At 70.2% G+C, this 18,332-nt stretch carries 12 protein-coding genes; 7 read left to right on the top strand and 5 right to left on the bottom strand.

Annotated features, from left to right (window positions below):
• Window positions 1-8 precede the first annotated feature (8 nt).
• Window positions 9-1,520 carry a glucose-6-phosphate isomerase gene (pgi, locus tag JHW38_RS06830; RefSeq protein ID WP_207525230.1) on the top strand — a complete coding sequence of 504 codons (1,512 nt, stop codon included), beginning with the start codon at window positions 9-11 and terminating at the stop codon, window positions 1,518-1,520.
• A gap of 128 nt (window positions 1,521-1,648) precedes the next feature.
• Here pgi and queG read toward each other — a convergent pair whose 3' ends face one another.
• Window positions 1,649-2,686 carry a tRNA epoxyqueuosine(34) reductase QueG gene (gene queG / locus JHW38_RS06825; protein ID WP_242691367.1) on the bottom strand — a complete coding sequence of 346 codons (1,038 nt, stop codon included), beginning with the start codon at window positions 2,684-2,686 and terminating at the stop codon, window positions 1,649-1,651.
• 94 nt (window positions 2,687-2,780) lie between these two features.
• Here queG and JHW38_RS06820 point away from each other — a divergent pair, with 94 nt between their 5' ends.
• From JHW38_RS06820 to JHW38_RS06795, 6 genes are all read left to right on the top strand, one after another.
• Window positions 2,781-4,307: an NAD(P)H-hydrate dehydratase gene (locus JHW38_RS06820; protein ID WP_207525229.1), complete on the top strand. Its 1,527-nt coding sequence runs from the start codon at window positions 2,781-2,783 to the stop codon at window positions 4,305-4,307.
• Between the two features lie 7 nt (window positions 4,308-4,314).
• Window positions 4,315-4,833, top strand: a complete 519-nt coding sequence (gene tsaE, locus JHW38_RS06815; RefSeq protein WP_207525228.1) for a tRNA (adenosine(37)-N6)-threonylcarbamoyltransferase complex ATPase subunit type 1 TsaE — start codon at window positions 4,315-4,317, stop codon at window positions 4,831-4,833.
• Window positions 4,834-4,956: 123 nt separating this feature from the next.
• On the top strand, window positions 4,957-6,672 hold the full coding sequence (locus JHW38_RS06810) for an N-acetylmuramoyl-L-alanine amidase (RefSeq protein ID WP_207525227.1): 1,716 nt from the start codon (window positions 4,957-4,959) through the stop codon (window positions 6,670-6,672).
• A gap of 186 nt (window positions 6,673-6,858) precedes the next feature.
• On the top strand, window positions 6,859-8,760 hold the full coding sequence (gene mutL, locus JHW38_RS06805; RefSeq protein WP_207525226.1) for a DNA mismatch repair endonuclease MutL: 1,902 nt from the start codon (window positions 6,859-6,861) through the stop codon (window positions 8,758-8,760).
• 23 nt (window positions 8,761-8,783) lie between these two features.
• On the top strand, window positions 8,784-9,770 hold the full coding sequence (locus JHW38_RS06800; RefSeq protein WP_207525225.1) for a DUF1684 domain-containing protein: 987 nt from the start codon (window positions 8,784-8,786) through the stop codon (window positions 9,768-9,770).
• A 616-nt stretch (window positions 9,771-10,386) separates the two neighbouring features.
• Window positions 10,387-11,448, top strand: coding sequence for a TraB/GumN family protein (locus tag JHW38_RS06795; protein ID WP_207525224.1), 1,062 nt, complete (start codon window positions 10,387-10,389; stop codon window positions 11,446-11,448).
• A gap of 132 nt (window positions 11,449-11,580) precedes the next feature.
• Here the strand turns inward: JHW38_RS06795 and rnfB are convergent, their stop codons facing one another.
• The 4 genes from rnfB to JHW38_RS06775 all read right to left on the bottom strand — a co-directional run bounded on the left by rnfB (window position 11,581) and on the right by JHW38_RS06775 (window position 18,166).
• The gene (gene rnfB, locus JHW38_RS06790) at window positions 11,581-11,991 is read right to left on the bottom strand and encodes an Rnf electron transport complex subunit RnfB (RefSeq protein ID WP_207525223.1); all 411 of its coding nucleotides are present in this window, start codon (window positions 11,989-11,991) and stop codon (window positions 11,581-11,583) included.
• A 102-nt stretch (window positions 11,992-12,093) separates the two neighbouring features.
• Window positions 12,094-14,166, bottom strand: coding sequence for a methionine--tRNA ligase (metG, locus tag JHW38_RS06785; protein ID WP_207525222.1), 2,073 nt, complete (start codon window positions 14,164-14,166; stop codon window positions 12,094-12,096).
• Between the two features lie 285 nt (window positions 14,167-14,451).
• Window positions 14,452-14,889 carry a DUF2147 domain-containing protein gene (locus tag JHW38_RS06780; protein WP_207525221.1) on the bottom strand — a complete coding sequence of 146 codons (438 nt, stop codon included), beginning with the start codon at window positions 14,887-14,889 and terminating at the stop codon, window positions 14,452-14,454.
• Window positions 14,890-15,172: 283 nt separating this feature from the next.
• Window positions 15,173-18,166: a TonB-dependent receptor domain-containing protein gene (locus tag JHW38_RS06775; protein ID WP_207525220.1), complete on the bottom strand. Its 2,994-nt coding sequence runs from the start codon at window positions 18,164-18,166 to the stop codon at window positions 15,173-15,175.
• Between the last annotated feature and the right edge of the window lie 166 nt (window positions 18,167-18,332).

The following is an 18,332-nucleotide window of genomic DNA, read 5'->3' as shown; positions in this document are numbered from 1 at the left end:
GACGCACGATGAGCGACGACCCCCGACTCCACGAGCTGCGCGCCGAAGTCGGGCGCGTCGCTGCCACGCCGCTGTCCCGGCTGATCGCGTCCGACCCGGCCCGCGCCGGCGACTTCGCTCTCAAGGTCGGCCCCGTCTACGCCAGCTTCGCCCGTCAGCGCTACGACCGCGACGCGCTGGCGTGGTTGTTCCGCGCCGCTGAGGCGGCCGGCAGCGTCGAGCGCGTCAAGGCGCTGTTCGACGGCCAGACCGTCAACGTCACCGAAGGCCGGCCGGCGCTGCACACCGCGTTGCGCGGCGACTTCTCCCACGCGCCGATCGCCCGCGACGCGCACCGCCAGGCGCTCAAGGCGCGCGCGCAGATGCGCGCGACCATCGAAGCATTGGAGGCGAGCGAAGTCACCGACATCGTCAGCGTCGGCATCGGCGGCTCCGACCTCGGCCCGCGCCTGGCCGTGGACGCGCTGAGCGGGCCCAAGCCGGGCCGCTTCCGCGTCCATTTCCTGTCCAACGTCGACGGCCACGCGGCCCAGCGCACGCTGGCCGGGCTCGACCCGAAGCGGACCGCGGCGCTGCTGATCTCCAAGACCTTCGGCACCCAGGAGACGCTGCTCAACGGCGGCATCCTGCGCGACTGGCTCGGCGACGACTCGCGCCTGTACGCGATCAGCGCGAATCTCGAACGCCCGGCGCAGGCCTTCAACATCCCGCCCGAACGCATCCTGCCGATGTGGGACTGGGTCGGCGGCCGCTATTCGCTGTGGTCGGCGGTGGGTTTGCCGATCGCGCTGGCGATCGGCATGGACGCGTTCGAACAGTTCCTGTCCGGCGCGGCGCAGATGGACGCGCACGTGTTGCAGACGCCGCTGCCGGACAACCTCGCCGCGTGGCATGCGCTGACCTCGATCTGGAACCGCAACGGCCTGGGCTATGCGACCCAGGCGGTGCTGGCCTACGACGAGCGGCTGAAGCTGCTGTCGAATTATCTGCAGCAGCTGGTGATGGAAAGCCTGGGCAAGTCGGTCAAGCTCGACGGCACGCCGGTCGGCGAAGACACCGTGCCGGTGTGGTGGGGCGGGGCGGGCACCGACACCCAGCACAGCTTCTTCCAGGCGCTGCACCAGGGCACCTCGATCGTCCCCGCGGACTTCATCGGCGTGGTCCGCAGCGATGCGCCGTACCCGCAGAACCACCGCGCGCTGCACGCCAACCTGCTGGCGCAGACCGAGGCCTTCGCCAACGGCCAGACCAGCGACGATCCGCACCGCGCCTATGCCGGCGGCCGGCCGAGCACGACGATCCTGCTCGACGCGCTGACCCCGGCCTCGCTCGGCGCGCTGCTGGCGATGTACGAGCACAGCGTCTATCTGCAATCGGTGTTCTGGGGCATCAACGCCTTCGACCAGTTCGGCGTCGAACTCGGCAAGCAGGTCGCCAGCAAGCTGCTGCCGGCGCTGGCCGGCGAGGCCGAGGCGGAGGATCCGGTGACGCGCGAGTTGTTGGCGCGGTTGCGCGGTTGATCGAAACGACGGCGCTTCGGCGCCGTTGTTGTTTTGCGTAGGAGCGGCGCGAGCCGCGACCGCGACAACCCAACTACGCCGTTGCTTTCATCGTAGTTGCGTTGTCGCGGTCGCGGCTCGCGCCGCTCCTACAGGGGGACGTCGTGCTTCGCGAGCGCCCATTCGACGTGCTCGCGGACCAACGCGCTCGGATGTTCGCGCCGCGAACGCAACGCCTCCACCACCTCCGGCGTCGTCGGCGCATTGCCCAACGCCACCGCGATATTGCGCAACCACCGCTCGTGCCCGCTGCGGCGGATCGCCGAGCCTTCGGTGCGGCGCAGGAATTCGTCTTCGTCCCAGGCGAACAACTGCGCCAGCGTCGCCCGGTCGAGCTCGTTGCGGGCGCGGAAATCCGGCTCGTCGCTGCGTTGCGCGAACTTGTTCCAGGGGCAGACCAGCTGGCAGTCGTCGCAGCCGAAGATGCGGTTGCCGATCGGCTCGCGCAGTTCCAGCGGAATCGCGCCGTCGTGCTCGATGGTCAGGTAGGCGATGCAGCGGCGCGCGTCGAGCCGGTGCGGCGCGACGATGGCCTGGGTCGGGCAGATGTCGATGCAGCGCGTGCAGGTGCCGCAATGCGCGCTGGCCGGCGCGTCGACGGGCAGCGGCAGGTCGACGTAGATTTCGCCGAGGAAGAACCACGAGCCGCCGTCCTTGTCGATCAGGCAGGTGTGCTTGCCGATCCAGCCGAGCCCGGCGTTGCGCGCCAGCGCGCGTTCCAGCACCGGCGCCGAATCGACGAACACGCGGTGACCGAACGGCCCCACCAGTTCGGCCAGGCGCTCGGCCAGCTTTTGCAGGCGCTGGCGCATGAGCTTGTGGTAGTCGCGGCCGAGCGCGTAGCGCGCGACGTAGGCGCGTTCGCCGTCGGCCAGCGTCGCCCAGGCCTCGTCGTCGTCGCGGCGGCCGTAGTCCAGGCCGACCGAAATCACCCGCACCGTGCCGGGCAGCAGTTGCTGCGGCCGCGCGCGCAGCTCGCCGTGGCGCGCCATCCAGTCCATCGAACCGTGCAGGCCGCGTTCCAGCCAATCCAGCAGATAGGCCTCGTCCTGGCCCAGTTCGACCCCGCTGATGCCGCAGCGCTGGAAGCCGAATTCGCGCGCCAGCGCGCGCACGCGCTGCGCCAGCGCCGAATAGTCGGGCGCGGGACGGCTGGCGGGATCGTTGGAACTGGGGCTGGCGTCGATCTGGCTCACAGTGCGGCAAGTATAGAATCAGCGCATGTCCAGGTCCGCTGAAACGCTCGGCGCGCGCGCCGCAACGCCTTCCGAAGCCGCTCTGTACGACGCCGCGGCCTTGCGCGCGGTGGAGCAGGCCGCGGCCGACCGCCTCGGCGACGCTTACGAACTGATGCGCCGCGCCGGCGAGGCCGCGTGGCGCGAGTGGCTGGACCGCTGGACCCAGGCCTATTCGCTGCTGGTGGTGTGCGGGCCCGGCAACAACGGCGGCGACGGTTATGTCATGGCCGCGCATGCGCAGCGCAACGGCCGCCGGGTCGCGGTGGTGCGGCTGAGCGAACACGCACCGCGCGGCGAACTGGCGCAACGCGCCGCCGCCGAGTACCTCGACGCCGGCGGCGCCGTCGTCGAATTCGACGGCGCGCTGCCGGCGGCCGACGCGGTCGTCGACGCGCTGTTCGGCATCGGCCTGTCGCGCCCGCCGGACGCCGCCGCCGGCGCGCTGATCGACGCGATCAACGCGCACCCCGCGCCGGTGTTCGCGCTCGACGTTCCCAGCGGCGTCGATGCCGACCGCGGCGCGGCCGACGGCGCCGCGGTCGTCGCCGACTGCACGCTCGAATTCATCGCCCGCAAGCACGGCCTGCGCACCGGCGCGGCGCTGGATTTTTGCGGCGAACTCGTCCTCGCCGATCTGGGCCTGAGCGTGCCCGACTACGGCGTGTATCCGGTCGCCGAATGGCTGCGCGCCGGCGACCTGCGCCGCTGGCTGCGGCCGCGCCGGCGCGACAGCCACAAGGGCCGCAACGGCCGTGTGCTGTGCATCGGCGGCGACCACGGCCACGGCGGCGCGCCGCTGCTGTGCGCGCAGGCGGCGCTGCGCAGCGGCGCCGGATTGGTCGATGCGGCGACCCGCGCCGACCACATCGCGCCGCTGCTTGCGCGCCTGCCCGAAGCGATGCCGCGCGCGGTCGAATCCAGCGAAGACGCGCGCGCCGCGCTCGACGCCGCCGACGTGATCGCGATCGGCCCGGGCCTGGGCCAGCACGAATGGGGCGCGCATCTGTTCGCCGCCGCGCTCGCCAGCGGCAAGCCGCTGCTGCTCGATGCCGATGCATTGAACCTGCTCGCCGCGCAGCCGCGCGCGTTGCCGGCCGATTGCATTCTCACGCCGCATCCCGGCGAAGCCGCGCGCCTGCTGGGCAGCGACGCTTCGCGCATCCAATCCGACCGCTACGCCGCGGTGCGCGCGTTGAGCGAACGCTATCGCTGCGCGGTGGTGTTGAAGGGCGCCGGCACCTTGGTGCACGCGCTGGGGCAGGGCGTGCGCACGATCGGCGCGGGCAATCCCGGCATGGCCGTGGGCGGCATGGGCGATGCGCTCAGCGGCGCGATCGCGGCGCTGCGCGCGCAAGGCCTGGACGCGTTCGACGCCGCCAGTTGCGGCGCATTGCTGCATTCAGTCGCGGGCGACCGCGCTGCGCAGGAGGGCGGCGAGCGCGGGCTGTTGCCGAGCGACCTGATGCCGTGGCTGCGCCGCTGCGCCAATCCGCGTGCGGATGAGCGATGATTTCGCGATGAGTTCCGCGACCGCTTCCGAATTGAACCTGCATCTGGCCGACGCCGACGCCACCGACGCGCTCGGCGCGGCGCTTGCGGCCGCGCGCGCCGGCGCCGCCGCGCCGGTGCTGTACGCGCATCTGCACGGCGACCTCGGCGCCGGCAAGTCGACGCTGGCGCGCGCGCTGCTGCGCGCGCTCGGCGTGCAGGGCGCGATCCGCAGCCCGACCTACACCCTGGTCGAGCGCTATCCCTTGAGCGACGGCGGCGAAGCCTGGCACCTGGACCTGTACCGCATCGGCGACGCCGGCGAGCTGGAGTTCCTCGGCCTGGACGGCGGCGAGGCCACGCTATGGTTGATCGAATGGCCCGAACGCGGCCGCGGCTGGCTGCCGGCGGCCGATCTGCGCATCGACCTGGCCGTGGACGGGGCGGGCCGCAGCGCCCGCGTGTCGGCGGCCAGCGCGGCCGGCCGGGCGTGGCTGGCAGCGGTCGCTCAAAGCCGTGATACAGGGGCGTTTGCGGCCGACTCCTGAACGATTCCCTAGGAAGTGGCGGCAGGTACCGGATTTGCAAGGAAAAAATACTTGCAATTCGATTATCCCAGTGCTTGACTTACGCCCATGCGAGTCAAGGGGGCCACCGTTCAGAAAGTCCTGATGGGCCTGGCGCTCTTGGCAGCGCTGGCCTGGAATCTCGCTCATGCCAGCGAAATCAAGGGCTTGGAGCTCAGCAACGGGGCCACCGGCACCCGCGCCGAGATCGTTCTCGACGGCGCCGGCCAATACAAAGTCATCAGCCTCAAGGGCCCCGACCGCCTCGTGGTCGATCTGCCGGCCTCGAGCCTCGGCAAGGGCGTCAAGCTTCCGGCCGGTTCCGGCATCGTCAAATCCGTGCGCAGCGGCGAGCCGCAGCCCGGCACCGCACGCATCGTGTTCGATCTGGCCCAGCCGGTGGCGGTGCTCAAGCCGCGCATCGAGCAGGGCCCGGGCGGCCCGCGTCTGGTCCTGGAGTGGCCGGGCGACGGCAGCGAACCGGCGGCCGCGATCGCTGCGGCGCCGAAGGCGCCCGAACCCAAGCCGGCCGCGCCCGCGGCTGCGCTGGCGTCCGCGCCGGCTGCGGCTGCCGCGTTCCAGAACGTCGCCGCGCAGGCCCCGTCCAACGCCGGCGCCGAGCCGGCCGACCCGGCGATCGCCTCCAACGCCGCCACCAGCCGCCTGATCGCCGAACTCGCCGCGCGCAACGGCGCCGGCGCGCCTGCGGCGGCCGCGCATTCCGCGCCGGCGGGCCAGCCGCCGGGCGCCGCCCCGGCCGTGGCCGCCGCCGCGCCGCCGTCCGGCGCGCAGCAGGCCGCCAACCAAGCCGTGTTCGAACAAGCCGCGCAGGCGCCGGTGCCGACCACCGTCGCGACCGGCGTTCCGACCCGCATCGCTACGGGCGTTCCCACCCGCATCGCCACCGGCGTGCCGACGCCGATGCCGGGCTCGGCCGCCGCCAATGCGCTCGCCAACAACAACCCGGCCGCCGCCGCCGCGCCGCCGGCCGCCGAGCCCGCGCCGCCGGCCGGCGCGGTCAAGACGCTCAAGGACGTGATGCGCGGCCGCGGCATGCGCCCGCTGATCATCGCCATCGATCCCGGCCACGGCGGCCAGGACCCGGGCGCGATCGGCCAGGGCGGCAAGCGCGAAAAAGACGTGACCCTGGCGATCGGCCGCGAGCTGGCGCGCCAGATCAATGCCACGCCGGGCCTGAAGGCCTACATGACCCGCGATACCGACGTGTTCATCCCGCTGCCGCGGCGCGCCCAGCTGGCGCGCCAGGCCAAGGCCGACATGTTCGTCTCGATCCACGCCGACGCCGCGGAAAACCGCAGCGCGCGCGGCTCCTCGGTGTACGTGCTGTCGCTCAAGGGCGCGACCTCGCAGCGCGCGCGCTGGCTGGCGGACAAGGAAAACGCGTCCGACCTGATCGGCGGCGTGCGCCTGCAGCAGACCGACAACACCCTGGCTTCGGTGCTGCTCGACCTGACCCAGAGCGGCCACATGAAGGCGTCCGAAGACGCCGCCTCGCACGTGCTCGAAGGCCTGCGCGACGTCGGCAACAACCATAAGCCGCACGTGGAAAAGGCCAACTTCGCGGTGCTGCGCACCTCGGACATGCCGGCGATGCTGGTCGAGACCAACTTCATCTCCAATCCGGAAGAAGAGCGGCGCCTGACCGATCCCGCGCACCAGCGCGCGCTGGCCCGCGCCGTGCTCGGCGGGATCAACAACTACTTCACCCGCCAGCCGCCGCCGGGCTCGCTGTACGCCGCGCGCGCCGAGGCCCAGCAGGCCGCGCCGCAGCAGGGCGGCGGTTTCGGCGGCAGTCCCTGACGGGCCGGTCCAGCGCAATCGATTCCGACGGCCCCGGCGATCCCGGGGCCGTTTTCGTTGCGGCGCCGGCGACCGCAACGCGGGCGCAACGCTGAGAGCGCAGGATGCGGATCGCGGAGCCGCGGCGGCAGCGGCTATGATCGATTCCCAATCCCCCGCGGTGCGCGCGCGCACCGGAACGCCGCCGTGACCATCCGCCAGCTCCCCGACACCCTCATCAACCAGATCGCCGCCGGCGAAGTGGTCGAACGGCCCGCGTCCGTGGTCAAGGAACTGGTCGAGAACGCGCTCGACGCCGGCGCGCGCCGGGTCGACATCGACCTGGAGGAGGGCGGGGTGCGGCTGATCCGGATCCGCGACGACGGCAAGGGCATCGCCGCCGACGAACTGCCGCTGGCGGTGTCGCGCCACGCGACCAGCAAGATCGCGTCGCTCGACGACCTGGAAGGCGTCGTCACCCTTGGCTTCCGCGGCGAAGCGCTGCCGTCGATCGCTTCGGTCAGCCGCTTCTCGCTGTGCTCGCGCCGGATCGGCGAGGAGCGCGGCGCGGTGCTGGAGATCGACGGCGGCCGGCTCGGCGAGATCGCGCCGAAGCCGCATCCGCAAGGCACCACGGTCGAGGTGCGCGACCTGTTCTTCAACGTGCCGGCGCGGCGCAAGTTCCTGAAGGCCGAGCGCACCGAGCTGGGCCATATCGAGGAATGGCTGCGCCAGCTGGCGCTGGCGCGGCCGGATGTCGAACTGCGCGTGTCGCACAACGGCAAGCCGACCCGGCGCTGGAAAGGCGAGGGCGACCTGGTCGACATCGGCCTGTCGGACGTGCGCATCGGCGAGGCGCTCGGCGAGGAGTTCGCGCGCAACGCCTTGCGCGTGGACCACAGCGGCGCCGGCCTGCGCCTGCACGGCTGGATCGCGCAGCCGTCGTACAACCGCGCCAGCGCCGACCAGCAATACCTCTACGTCAACGGCCGCTCGGTGCGCGACCGCAGCATCGCCCACGCGGTCAAGCAGGCCTATTCGGATGTGCTGTTCCACGGCCGCCAGCCGGCGTACGTGCTGTTCCTGGAACTGGATCCGCGCCGGGTCGACGTCAACGTGCACCCGGCCAAGCACGAGGTGCGTTTCCGCGATGCGCGGCTGATCCACGACTTCGTCTACCGCACGCTCAACGATGCGCTGGCCGAGACGCGCGCGGGGACGCTGCCGTCGGCGCAGACCGGCGAGGCCGGCGGCGCAGGCGGCGCCTACGGCGGCGCATATGGCGCCGAGGCGGCCGCCGGCGCGGCGCCGTCGCAGGCGGGCATGTACCAGTACCGCCCGACCGCGCCGCTGGCGCTGCGCGTGCAGGAGACCCAGGCCGGTTATGTGGCGCTGTACGGCAACAACGGCGGCGGCGCGTCCGCGGGCGGCTACGCCGGAAGTCCCGGCGCAGGCTACTCCGGCGCCGGCGGCGCCTACGCCGCCGCGCCGATGCCGGCGCTGCCGCACAGCGACGACGAAACCCTGCCGCCGCTGGGCTACGCCATCGCCCAGTTACACGGAATTTATGTATTGGCCGAGACCGCCGAAGGCCTGATCGTGGTCGACATGCACGCCGCGCACGAACGCATCGGCTACGAGAAGCTCAAGTTCGCCCACGACCACGAAGGCCTGCGCACCCAGCCGCTGCTGGTGCCGGCGACCCTGGCGGTGTCCGAGCGCGAGGCCGAGGTGGCCGAGCGCGAGGAGGCGACCCTGACCGCGCTCGGCTTCGAGGTCACCCGCTCCGGCCCGCAGTCGCTGGCGCTGCGCGCGGTGCCGGCGCTGCTCGCCCACGGCGACGTCGAAGCGCTGCTGCGCGACGTGCTGGCCGACCTGCGCGAACACGGCGAATCGCGCCGGGTCGGCGCGGCCCGCGACGAATTGCTCGCGACGATGGCCTGCCACGGCGCGGTGCGCGCGAATCGCCGTCTCACTTTGCCGGAAATGAACGCCTTGCTGCGCGAAATGGAGGCGACCGAACGCTCCGGGCAATGCAATCATGGGCGCCCGACCTGGGCCCGCTTCACCCTGTCGGAAATCGACCGCTGGTTCCTGCGAGGGCGCTGATGACCGCCGCTGTCCGTTCGCTCATGTCCCTCGTGCCCGCCGCGTCCGCATGGCGCGCGCTGATGTGCGCGGCCTTGTTGCTGCCGGCGCTGGCCGCCTGCGATTCGACCGCGCAGAAGGCCGAACGCGCCAAGGAGGCCGAGCGCGTCGCCCACGCCGGCGAGGATTTCCAGCGCGACCAGCAGCTGTGGCGCGAGCAGCGCAGCGCCGAACTGCTCAAGCCCGACGGCTGGACCAGCCTGGTCGGGCTGCACCCGATCGACGCCGGCGCGCATTACTTCGGCCGCGACGCCGACAACGGCATCCGCCTGAGCGTCGGCCCCGGCCATGTCGGCCTGCTGAACCTCGACAAGGGCCGGCTGCGCTTCGTGCCCGAGCGCGGGCTGGCGCTGACCCTCAACGAACAGCCGCTCAAGGGCGCGGCGGTGCTGCTGGCCGACGATTCGCCGGCCGGCCCGACCCGGATCGGTTTCGACGAGGGCAAGGGCCTGCTGACCGCGATCAAGCGCGGCGGCAACTACTACCTGCGCGTGCGCCACGCCGACGCGCCGAGCCGCACCGGTTTCGGCGGCATCGACTACTGGCCGGCGCAGCAGGACTGGAAGGTCAGCGCCAAGTTCGTCGCCCATCCCGCCGGGCAGACCATCGAGGTCGCCAACATCATCGGCGTGATCGAGCCGACGCCGAACCCCGGCGCGATCGAGTTCGAGCGCGACGGCCGCACCTATCGCATCGAAGCCCTGGACCAGGGCGGCGACGAGCTGATGCTGGTGTTCGCCGACCGCACCAGCGGCCACGGCAGCTACAGCGCCGGGCGTTTCCTCGACGTGCCGCGGCCGAACCTGCAGGGCAAGGTCACGGTCGATTTCAACAAGGCCTACAACCCGCCGTGCGCGTTCACCCCGTTCGCGACCTGCCCGCTGCCGCCGGAAGGCAACCGCCTGGACCTGGAGGTCACCGCGGGGGAGAAGGCGTACAAGCCGGCTGGGAAGGCGGCGCATGCGTCTTGAGCGGTTGGTCGCGGTGAGGCTTTGGTATTCGACTCCGCTGAGGTAGAGCGGAGCCCGCGTTCGCGGGAACGACGGGTGGGTGGGTTTCGCTGCGTCCTCACCGGTCGTCATCCCCGCGAAGGCGGGGATCCAGAGACTTCAGCGTCATGCCTGGGTAAAGCCCTGGATGTTCGGCTTCGCCGAAGTAAAGCGGAGCCCGCGTTCGCGGGAATGACGGTAGGTGGGTTGCGTCGCGTCCTTGCCAGACGTCATCCCCGCGAAAGCGGGATCCAGAGACTTCAGAGTCATGCCTGGGTAAAGCCCTGGATGTTCGGCTTCGCCGAAGTAAAGCGGAGCCCGCGTTCGCGGGAATGACGGTAGGTGGGTTGCGTCGCGTTCTTGCCAGACGTCATCCCCGCGAAAGCGGGGATCCAGAGACTTCAGAGTCATGCCTGGATAAAACCCTGGATGTTCGGCTCCGCCTCTGCCGGCCCGCCGCGATTCGCGGCCGCAGCCGTTTACGGCTTCGTAATACGAAGCCCCGGCGCCACCGCTTACACTGGGCGCCCGTTTCCTCGCGCCGCGCGCCGCATCGCGCCGCGGCCGCCGCCCGCTCATTTCGAGGTCCGTCTCCCCCATGCGGTTGCTCAAGCTGTTCGTCCTGCCCCTGTGCGCCGCGGTCGCGCTGAGCGCGCCGCTGACTTCGGCCACCGCCACCGACGCGGTCGCGCAGGCGGCGCGCAGCGCGGCCAAGCCGCCGCCGGTGCCGCTGCTGTGGCGGGTGTCGGACGCCGACAACGCGGTGTTCCTGCTCGGCTCGTTCCATCTGCTGCGCGCCGACGACTATCCGCTGTCGTCCGACATCGACCGCGCCTTCGCCGCGTCCGACAAGCTGGTGTTCGAGGTCGCGCCGCAGGAGATGTTCGACCCCAGCGTCGGCCAGCGCTTCCTGCAGCGCGCGCGCTACGACGACGGCCGCACCCTCAGCCAGACCCTGCCGGCCGACCTGCGCGAAAAGCTCAACCGGGTGCTGGCCAAGAACGGCCGCTCGCTGAGCCAGGTCGACGCGCTGGAGCCGTGGTTCGTCAATCTGTCGCTGGTGCTGGGCGTGTCGCAGTCGCTGGGTTTCAGCCCGCAACTGGGCCTGGACCAGTACCTGATGCGCCAGGCGTCCGAAGCCGGCAAGGGCGCGACCGGGCTGGAGAGCATGGACCACCAGCTCGACGTGATGGACGCCAGCCCCGCCGACGAACAGATCAAGGCGCTGCGCGAATTCCTCGACCGACCGACCGAGGTGCCGGCCATGCTCGAGGAAATGCACACCGCCTGGCGCGAAGCCGACCTGGCCAAGCTCGACGAGAAGGCGCGGGTGGAGATGCAGCTCAAGACGCCGCAGACCTATCGCATCGTCAACGTCGAGCGCAACGAGGCCTGGGTGCCGCAGATCCAGAAGCTGCTCGACGAGCAGAAGAAGGGCGACACCCTGGTGGTGGTCGGCAGCCTGCATCTGCTCGGAAACGACGGTTTGGTCGAGCGGCTGCGCGCGAAGGGCTACAAGATCGAGCGGATCTGCTCGGCCTGCGCGGCCGGGACCGCGGATCTGGCGCCGATGCCGGCGCCGGCGCCCGCAGTGGCGCCGTCGGTGAAGCTGACGCCGGACGACCCGCGCGAGAGCAAGAAGGTCGAGCCCAAGCGCTGATCCGCGCGGGTTTCGCGCTTTTTGTAGGAGCGACGCGAGTCGCGACCGCGACAACGCAACTACGATGAAAGTTTCGACGTGGCTGCGTTGTCGCGGTCGCGGCTCGCGCCGCTCCTACAGGCAGATAGCGAACTACGCGGCGGGGGCGACCAGCACGATGCAATCCACCGGGCACGCCGGCACGCACAGCTCGCAGCCGGTGCACAACGGTTCGATCACCGTATGCATGTGCTTGGCCGCGCCGACGATGGCGTCGACCGGGCAGGCCTGGATGCATTTGGTGCAGCCGATGCAGTCGGCTTCGACGATCAGCGCGACCGGCGGCGTCGCCAGATGGCGGCCGCGTTCGCGGTCGAACGGCAGCGGCGGCACGTCCAGCAGTTTCGCCAGGGCGCGCGCGCCGGCGTCGCCGCCCGGCGGGCAGCGGTCCACGCCGGCCTCGCCGTGCGCCATCGCTTCGGCGTAGGGACGGCAACCGGCGTAGCCGCACTGGCCGCATTGGGTCTGCGGCAGCAGGCGGTCGAGGCGTTCGGTCAGGTCCATGAGAGCTAGGCGTTGGCGGTCAGGAGCTGGGAGATAGCAAAGCCGTCAGCGTGTCGCTTCTGCTCTGGCTATCTCCCATCGCCTATCCGCTATGTCCTGGCCTCAACGCACCGGCATGCCCGGTTCCGCTCCGCCGTCGGCGTCGAGCAGGAACAGGTTGCCGCCGTCGAAACCGGCCGAGAGGATCATGCCTTCGCTGACGCCGAAGCGCATCTTGCGCGGCGCCAGGTTGGCGATGAACACCACGCTGCGGCCGACCAGCTTGTCGGGTTCGGCGTAGGAGCCGCGGATGCCGGAGAAGATCTGGCGCTTGCCGAGTTCGCCGGCGTCGAGTTCGAAGCGCAGCAGCTTGTCGGAGCCGTCGACGAACTCGCAGGCCAGCACCTTGCCCACGCGCAGGTCGAGCTTGGCGAAGTCGTCCATGGCGATGGTGGCGGGGCCGGCGGCGGCGTCGGGCTTGGCCTCGGCCTTGGGCGCTTCGGCCTTGGCCGCCGGCTTGGCGGGCTTGGCGTCGGCGGCGGGGGCGAGGGATTCTTTGCTGGCGTCGATCATGGCGTCGATCAGTTTCGAGTCGATACGGGTGAACAAGGGAACGTAGGCGGCGATGTCGCGCGCCCTCAGCGGCTCGGCGAGGTCGCTCCACAGCGTCACCGGCGCGGCGAGGAAGGCCTCGCTCTGCGCGGCCACGCGCGGCAGCACCGGCTTGAGCGCGGCGGCGAGCACGCGGAACAGGTTCAGGCCCTGGGTGCACACCGCCTGCAGCTCGGCGTCGGCGCCGTCCTGCTTGGCCAGCACCCACGGCTTGCGCTCGTCGATGTACTTGTTGGCTTCGTCGGCCAGCGCCATCGTCAGGCGCAGCGCGCCGGCGGCTTCGTTGGCTTCGTAGGCGCGCGCGATCGGCGCGAGCTGTTCGACGAAGCGCGCATACATCGCCGGTTCCGGCAACGCGTCGGCGAGACGGCCGGCGTAGTGCTTTTCGATGAAGCCGGCGCAGCGGCTGGCGACGTTGACGAACTTGCCGACCACGTCGGAGTTCACCCGCGCGACGAAGTCGGCGAGGTTGAGGTCGATGTCTTCGACGCCGCCGCTGGTCTTGGTGGCGAAGTAGTAGCGCAGCGCTTCCGGGGCCAGGCCCTGGTCGAGATACGTGCGGGCCTGGATGAAGGTGCCGCGCGACTTCGACATCTTCTCGCCGTTGACCATCAGATAGCCGTTGACGTGCAGCCGGGTCGGCGCGCGGAAGCCGGCGCCGTGCAGCACCGCCGGCCAGAACAGGCCGTGGAAAGTGACGATGTCCTTGCCGATGAAGTGGTGCAGCTCGGCCTGGCTGTCGCGCGCGAGGTACGACCAGAAATCCAGGCCCTTGCGTTCGCACAGGGTCTGGAAGCTGCTGAGGTAGCCGATCGGCGCGTCGATCCACACGTACAGGTATTTGCCCGGATGGCCGGGAATCTCGAAGCCGAAGTAAGGCGCGTCGCGCGAGATGTCCCAGGCGCGCAGGCCGCCGTCGGCATCGAGCCATTCGTGCAGCTTGGCGCGGATGCCGGCGGTGGCGACGTCGCCGGCGAGCCACTCGCGCAGAAACTGCTCGAAGTGTCCGACTTCGAAGAAGAAATGCTCGGAGTCGCGCAGTTCCGGCGTCGCGCCGCTGACCACCGAACGCGGCTCGAGCAAGTCGGTCGGCGCGTAGGTGGCGCCGCAGTTTTCGCAGTTGTCGCCGTACTGGTCGGGGGTCTTGCAGTTCGGGCAGATGCCCTTGACGTAGCGGTCGGGCAGGAACATGCCCTTGACCGGGTCGAACAACTGCGCGACCGAGCGCTTCTGGACGTGGCCGTTGTTGTCCAGGCGCGCGTAGATCGCCTCGGTCAGCTGGCGGTTGGCGGGCGAGTTGGTCGAGTCGTAGTGGTCGAAGGCCACGCCGAAATCGGCGAAGTCGCGCTCGTGGCGGACCTGGATCTGGGCGATGTACGCCTCCGGCGTCTGCCCGGCCTTTTCCGCGGCGAGCATGATCGGCGTGCCGTGGGTGTCGTCGGCGCAGATGTAGTGCACGGTGTGGCCGGCCATGCGCTGCGCCCGCACCCAGATGTCGGCCTGCATGTAGCCGACCAGATGACCGAGGTGGAGCTCGCCATTGGCATAGGGCAGCGCGTTGGAGACGACGATTTCGCGGGACATAGACGGGGGCCGTAGGTGGTCGTGAATTATGGCATGGGCGGCCGCAGCGGCCGGGCTGTGAAGCGTGGGCGGGCTGCGGGCCCGCTGGTTTTGTGAAGCGGTTTGAGGATGCTTCTGCGGCGGGGCCGTCAGGCCCGAGGCTTCGCGGCGCGCTCGCGGCGATCCGGGACGAAAGCGCCGGGCCCGAAGTCCCGGCCGCGCAAGCCGGGGCGGCCGGCGGAGGCGCGAAAGCAAGAAGCCCGGCCATGGGCCGGGCTTCCGTAGGCGACACGGGCCGGCCAGGACTTATTCGTGACGCATCCAGGTCTGGTTGCGGCCGATCAGCGAGAAGCCGATGAAGCCGCGCACTTCCAGCTTCTTGCCGCCTTCCTGCGGGGTGACCTTGACCGAATAGATCTTGCCGCTGGCCGGATCCAGGATCTTGCCGCCTTCCCAGGTGTCGCCGCTCTTGCGGATGCCCCACAGGATGACCATGCCCTTGACCGGCTTGCCCTTGCGCTCGCCGTCGCACTTGTCGCAGACCGGGTTGGGGCCGTGCTCGGACTGCAGCACTTCGTTGACCCGGCCGGCGAGGCTGCCGTCCTTGGCCTCGTAGATCTCGACGATCGACTTGGGCTTTTGGGTCTTGTCGTCGATCGTGGTCCAGGACCCGACCGGGGTGGCCTGGGCGAACGCCGCCGCCGGCAGCGCGAGCAGCAGCAGGGCGAGCAATTGTTTACGCATGTATCCCCTCCCAGAGATGTGAGCGTGTGGCCGCGCGCCGTGGGCCGGCGCGGCGGGACGAGGTTCTTTATACCGCATCCGCACGGGTATGGAAGCCGCGCGGCGCGGGTTCAGCCGCGGCGCGCGAAGCGCTTGCGCGGGAGCGCGCAGAGCCGGGCGCCCGGCACGCGCGACGAGCCCCGCGCGGCGGCGCGAACGCCGCGCCCGCCGCGCCGCGCAAAACGAAAAGCCCGGCTTGCGCCGGGCTTTCCGCTACGAGCTTGGAGCAGTGATTACGCCCGCCTTAGAACTTGTAGCTGGCGCCGGCGTACACGTAACGGCCGATGGTCTCGTAGTTCGAGTTGGCCGCGGCTTCGCCGAAGTAGTTCAGCGGCGGATCCTTGTCGAACACGTTGTCGGCGCCGACGTACAGGTCCAGACCGGTGTTCGGGACCTTATAGCCGACCTGCAGGTTGTGGTAGGTGTACGAGCCGTTGCGGATCGGGTTCACCTGGCCGGGGTTGCTCTGGTAGCTCCACGGCTCCACGCGCAGGTTGGTGTGGATGTAGCGCATGTCCCAGCTCGCGCGCCAGTTGCCGCGCTTGTAGTTGGCGGTCAGCGAGGCGCGCCAGCGCGGGTCGCTGACGTAGTTCAGGTACTCGCGGTACTCGTTCGGGAAGGCCTGGAACGCCCACTCGCGCGAGGAGATCAGGCGCGTGCCGACGAAGCGCAGCGCGGCCTGGCCGCCGGCCATCTCGAAGCGGTAGTCGGCTTCGATGTCGACGCCGGCGCGGCGCGAACGGGCCAGGTTCTCGTTCAGCGCGGTCCAGTTGTAGATCGCGCCGGCCGGGAAGGTGCGGCCCTGCGAGTCGACGTAGCCGCCGGCCGGAGCGCGCTTGATCGCGGCGCAGAACTCGTTGCCGATGCCGCCGGGCGAATCCACGCAGCGGGTCGCCAGCTGCTCGGCGGTGACCGCGCCGATCGCGTCCTTCAGGTTGACGCGCCAGTAGTCCACCGACAGGCCGAAGCCCTGGATGAACTCGGGCTGCCAGACGAAGCCGTACGAGAACGAACGCGCTTCTTCGACGTCGAGGTCCGGGTTGCCGCCGCTGACGCCCGGGCGGGTGCCGCCGTAGGTGTCCTGGTAGTTCGCCGGCAGGCCGAGCGCGGCGCAGTTGCGCGCGCGCAGCGCCGGGTCGGCCGCGGTGTTGACCGAGTTGGTGCGGCCCGGGCGGGTGTCGCACGGGTCGTTCATCGGCGCGAAGTTCTGGGTCTGCGGGTTGAACAGCTCGCCTATGTTCGGCGCGCGCACCGCCTGGGCCAGGCTGGCGCGGACGCGGAAGGAGTCGTTGACCGCCCAATCCAGGCCGATGTTCCAGGTCTTGGTCTCGCCGACCGTGCTGTAGTCGGAGTAGCGGCCGGCCAGGTCCAGGCTCAGGCGCTGCACGCCCGGCAGGTCCGCGAGCACCGGGATGGTGGCTTCGGCGAAGATTTCCTTGACGCTGTACTCGCCCTTGCGGCTCGGGATCGCGTTGAGGAAGGTCAGGCCCTGGGCCGCCAGCGGATCGGTGATCTCCTGGCTGGTCTCCTTGCGCCATTCCACGCCGCCGGCGAAGCCGACGCCGCCGGCCGGCAGCTCGAACAGCGAGCTGTTGGCGACCGAAGCGCTGAACACCTTCTGGGTCAGCTTGGTGCGGTTGACCGCGTCGTAGTTGAACCAGGCGGCCGCCTGCGGGTTGACCGCGCCGTTGCCGAACACGCTGAAGGGCACGCAGCCCTGGCGCGACAGGTCGAGGTAGCGCACGCCGGTGTTCGGGTTGATCGCGTTCGGGTCGAGGGTCACGCGGCAGACCGGGTTGCCGGCGCCGTCGCGGACCACGTCCATGCCGGCCTGCCAGCGGTCGTTGATGCGGTTGTTGAGGTTGAGGCGGTCGACTTCGGTCTGGCCGTAGTTGGCCGAGACCTCGTAGGTCCAGTTCTCGGTCAGATAGCCTTCCAGGCCGGCGACGTAGCGCTGGGTGGTGCGCTCGACGTTCTCGCCGCGGCGGCCGGCGTCGACGTTGAAGCGCGAGACCTGCAGCATCTGCGCGCGGTCGGTCAGGCTGCTCAGGCCGTTGGCGTCCATCAGCGCGGCCAGCTGCGGCGACAGGTAGGCGTTGTCGCGGCGGATGCGGAACGGCTGGTCGTAGGCCGGCTGGGCGCGGAACTCGGACTCGGTCTTGGTGTATTTGCCTTCGAAGAAGAACTTGTGGTTCTCGCTGATATCGAAGTTCACCAGCGCGTTGGCGCTGTAGCGGTCGAAGCCCGGCTGCAGGTCGGCCACGCCGTTGAGGTCGACGAAGTCGCAGTTGACGCAGGTGTTGGCGCCGTCGCGCGGGCCGTCGTAGCGGACCGGGCGGAAGGTGCCGTCGTCGTTGAACAGGTAGCGCTTGCCGCCGGCGTTGAAGGTGCCGCCGTAGGAAATGCTGGAGTTGCCGCCCGGGCCCATGAACACGCGCTGCGGGTTCTGCTGGCTCGGCGGCAGCGCCGGGTTGTAGTTCGGGTTCGGCATGCTGACCAGGTTCTCGCGCCCGATCTTGCGGTCGGCGCGGCCGATGTTGTCCTGCTTGCTGTACTCGGCCGAGTACACCACGCTGCCGCGGCCGCCGGCGAACTCGTTGCCGCCGGTGAAGCTGAAGAACGAACGGCTGAAGTCGCCTTCGCTGGCGTCGCCGGTCTGCGCGCGCAGCTCGTAGCCGTCGAACTTCTTCTTCATGATGAAGTTGACCACGCCGGCGACCGCGTCGGCGCCGTACACGGCCGAAGCGCCGCCGGTGATCACTTCCACGCGCTCGATCAGTTCGACCGGGATGGTGTTGATGTCGACCGCGGTCGAGCCGGACAGACCGCCGACGTGGCGGCGGCCGTTGACCAGCACCAGGGTGCGGGTCGTGCCCATGCCGCGCAGGTCGAGCAGGCCCAGGCCGGCGGTGCCGATCGAGCGGGTCGAGTTGCCGAGCGTGTAGGTGGCCGACAGCTGCGGCAGGGTGGTCATCAGGTCGGCGATGGTCACCGCGCCGGTGGCGCGGATTTCCTCGTTGCTGATGCCCACGACCGGCGACGGCGTGACGAAGCCGATGCGCTTGATGCGCGAGCCGGTGACGGTGACCGCGTCGATGTCGGTCGGCGTGGCGGCCGCGCCTTCGGCGGCGGCGGCTTCCTGGGCGCCGGCGCTGCCGGCAATGGAAAAGGCGATCGCGGAGACGAGCGCTGCCGTCAGCCTGCTGCGGTGCAGGCCGAACGAATTGGGTGCTGCCATCGGTGGTTCCCCTAGCTGAAAGTGACGCGTGAAAAACGCAGGTGCTTGTTTCGATGTGCGTGTTTTGCTTGCCTTCCGAGGCTTTAACGCTCCCTTTACGAAACTGAACTTAACACATCCGTAATATTTGCTTTTTGGCTAGGGGCGCTCGTTGACTTTGCCGAAT

Origin of the sequence: Lysobacter enzymogenes (genome assembly GCF_017355525.1) — a bacterium.
GTDB classification, from domain to species: domain Bacteria; phylum Pseudomonadota; class Gammaproteobacteria; order Xanthomonadales; family Xanthomonadaceae; genus Lysobacter; species Lysobacter enzymogenes_C.
The sequence above is the reverse complement of the archived record's forward strand: the minus strand, read 5'-3'. Positions and strand labels throughout refer to the sequence as shown.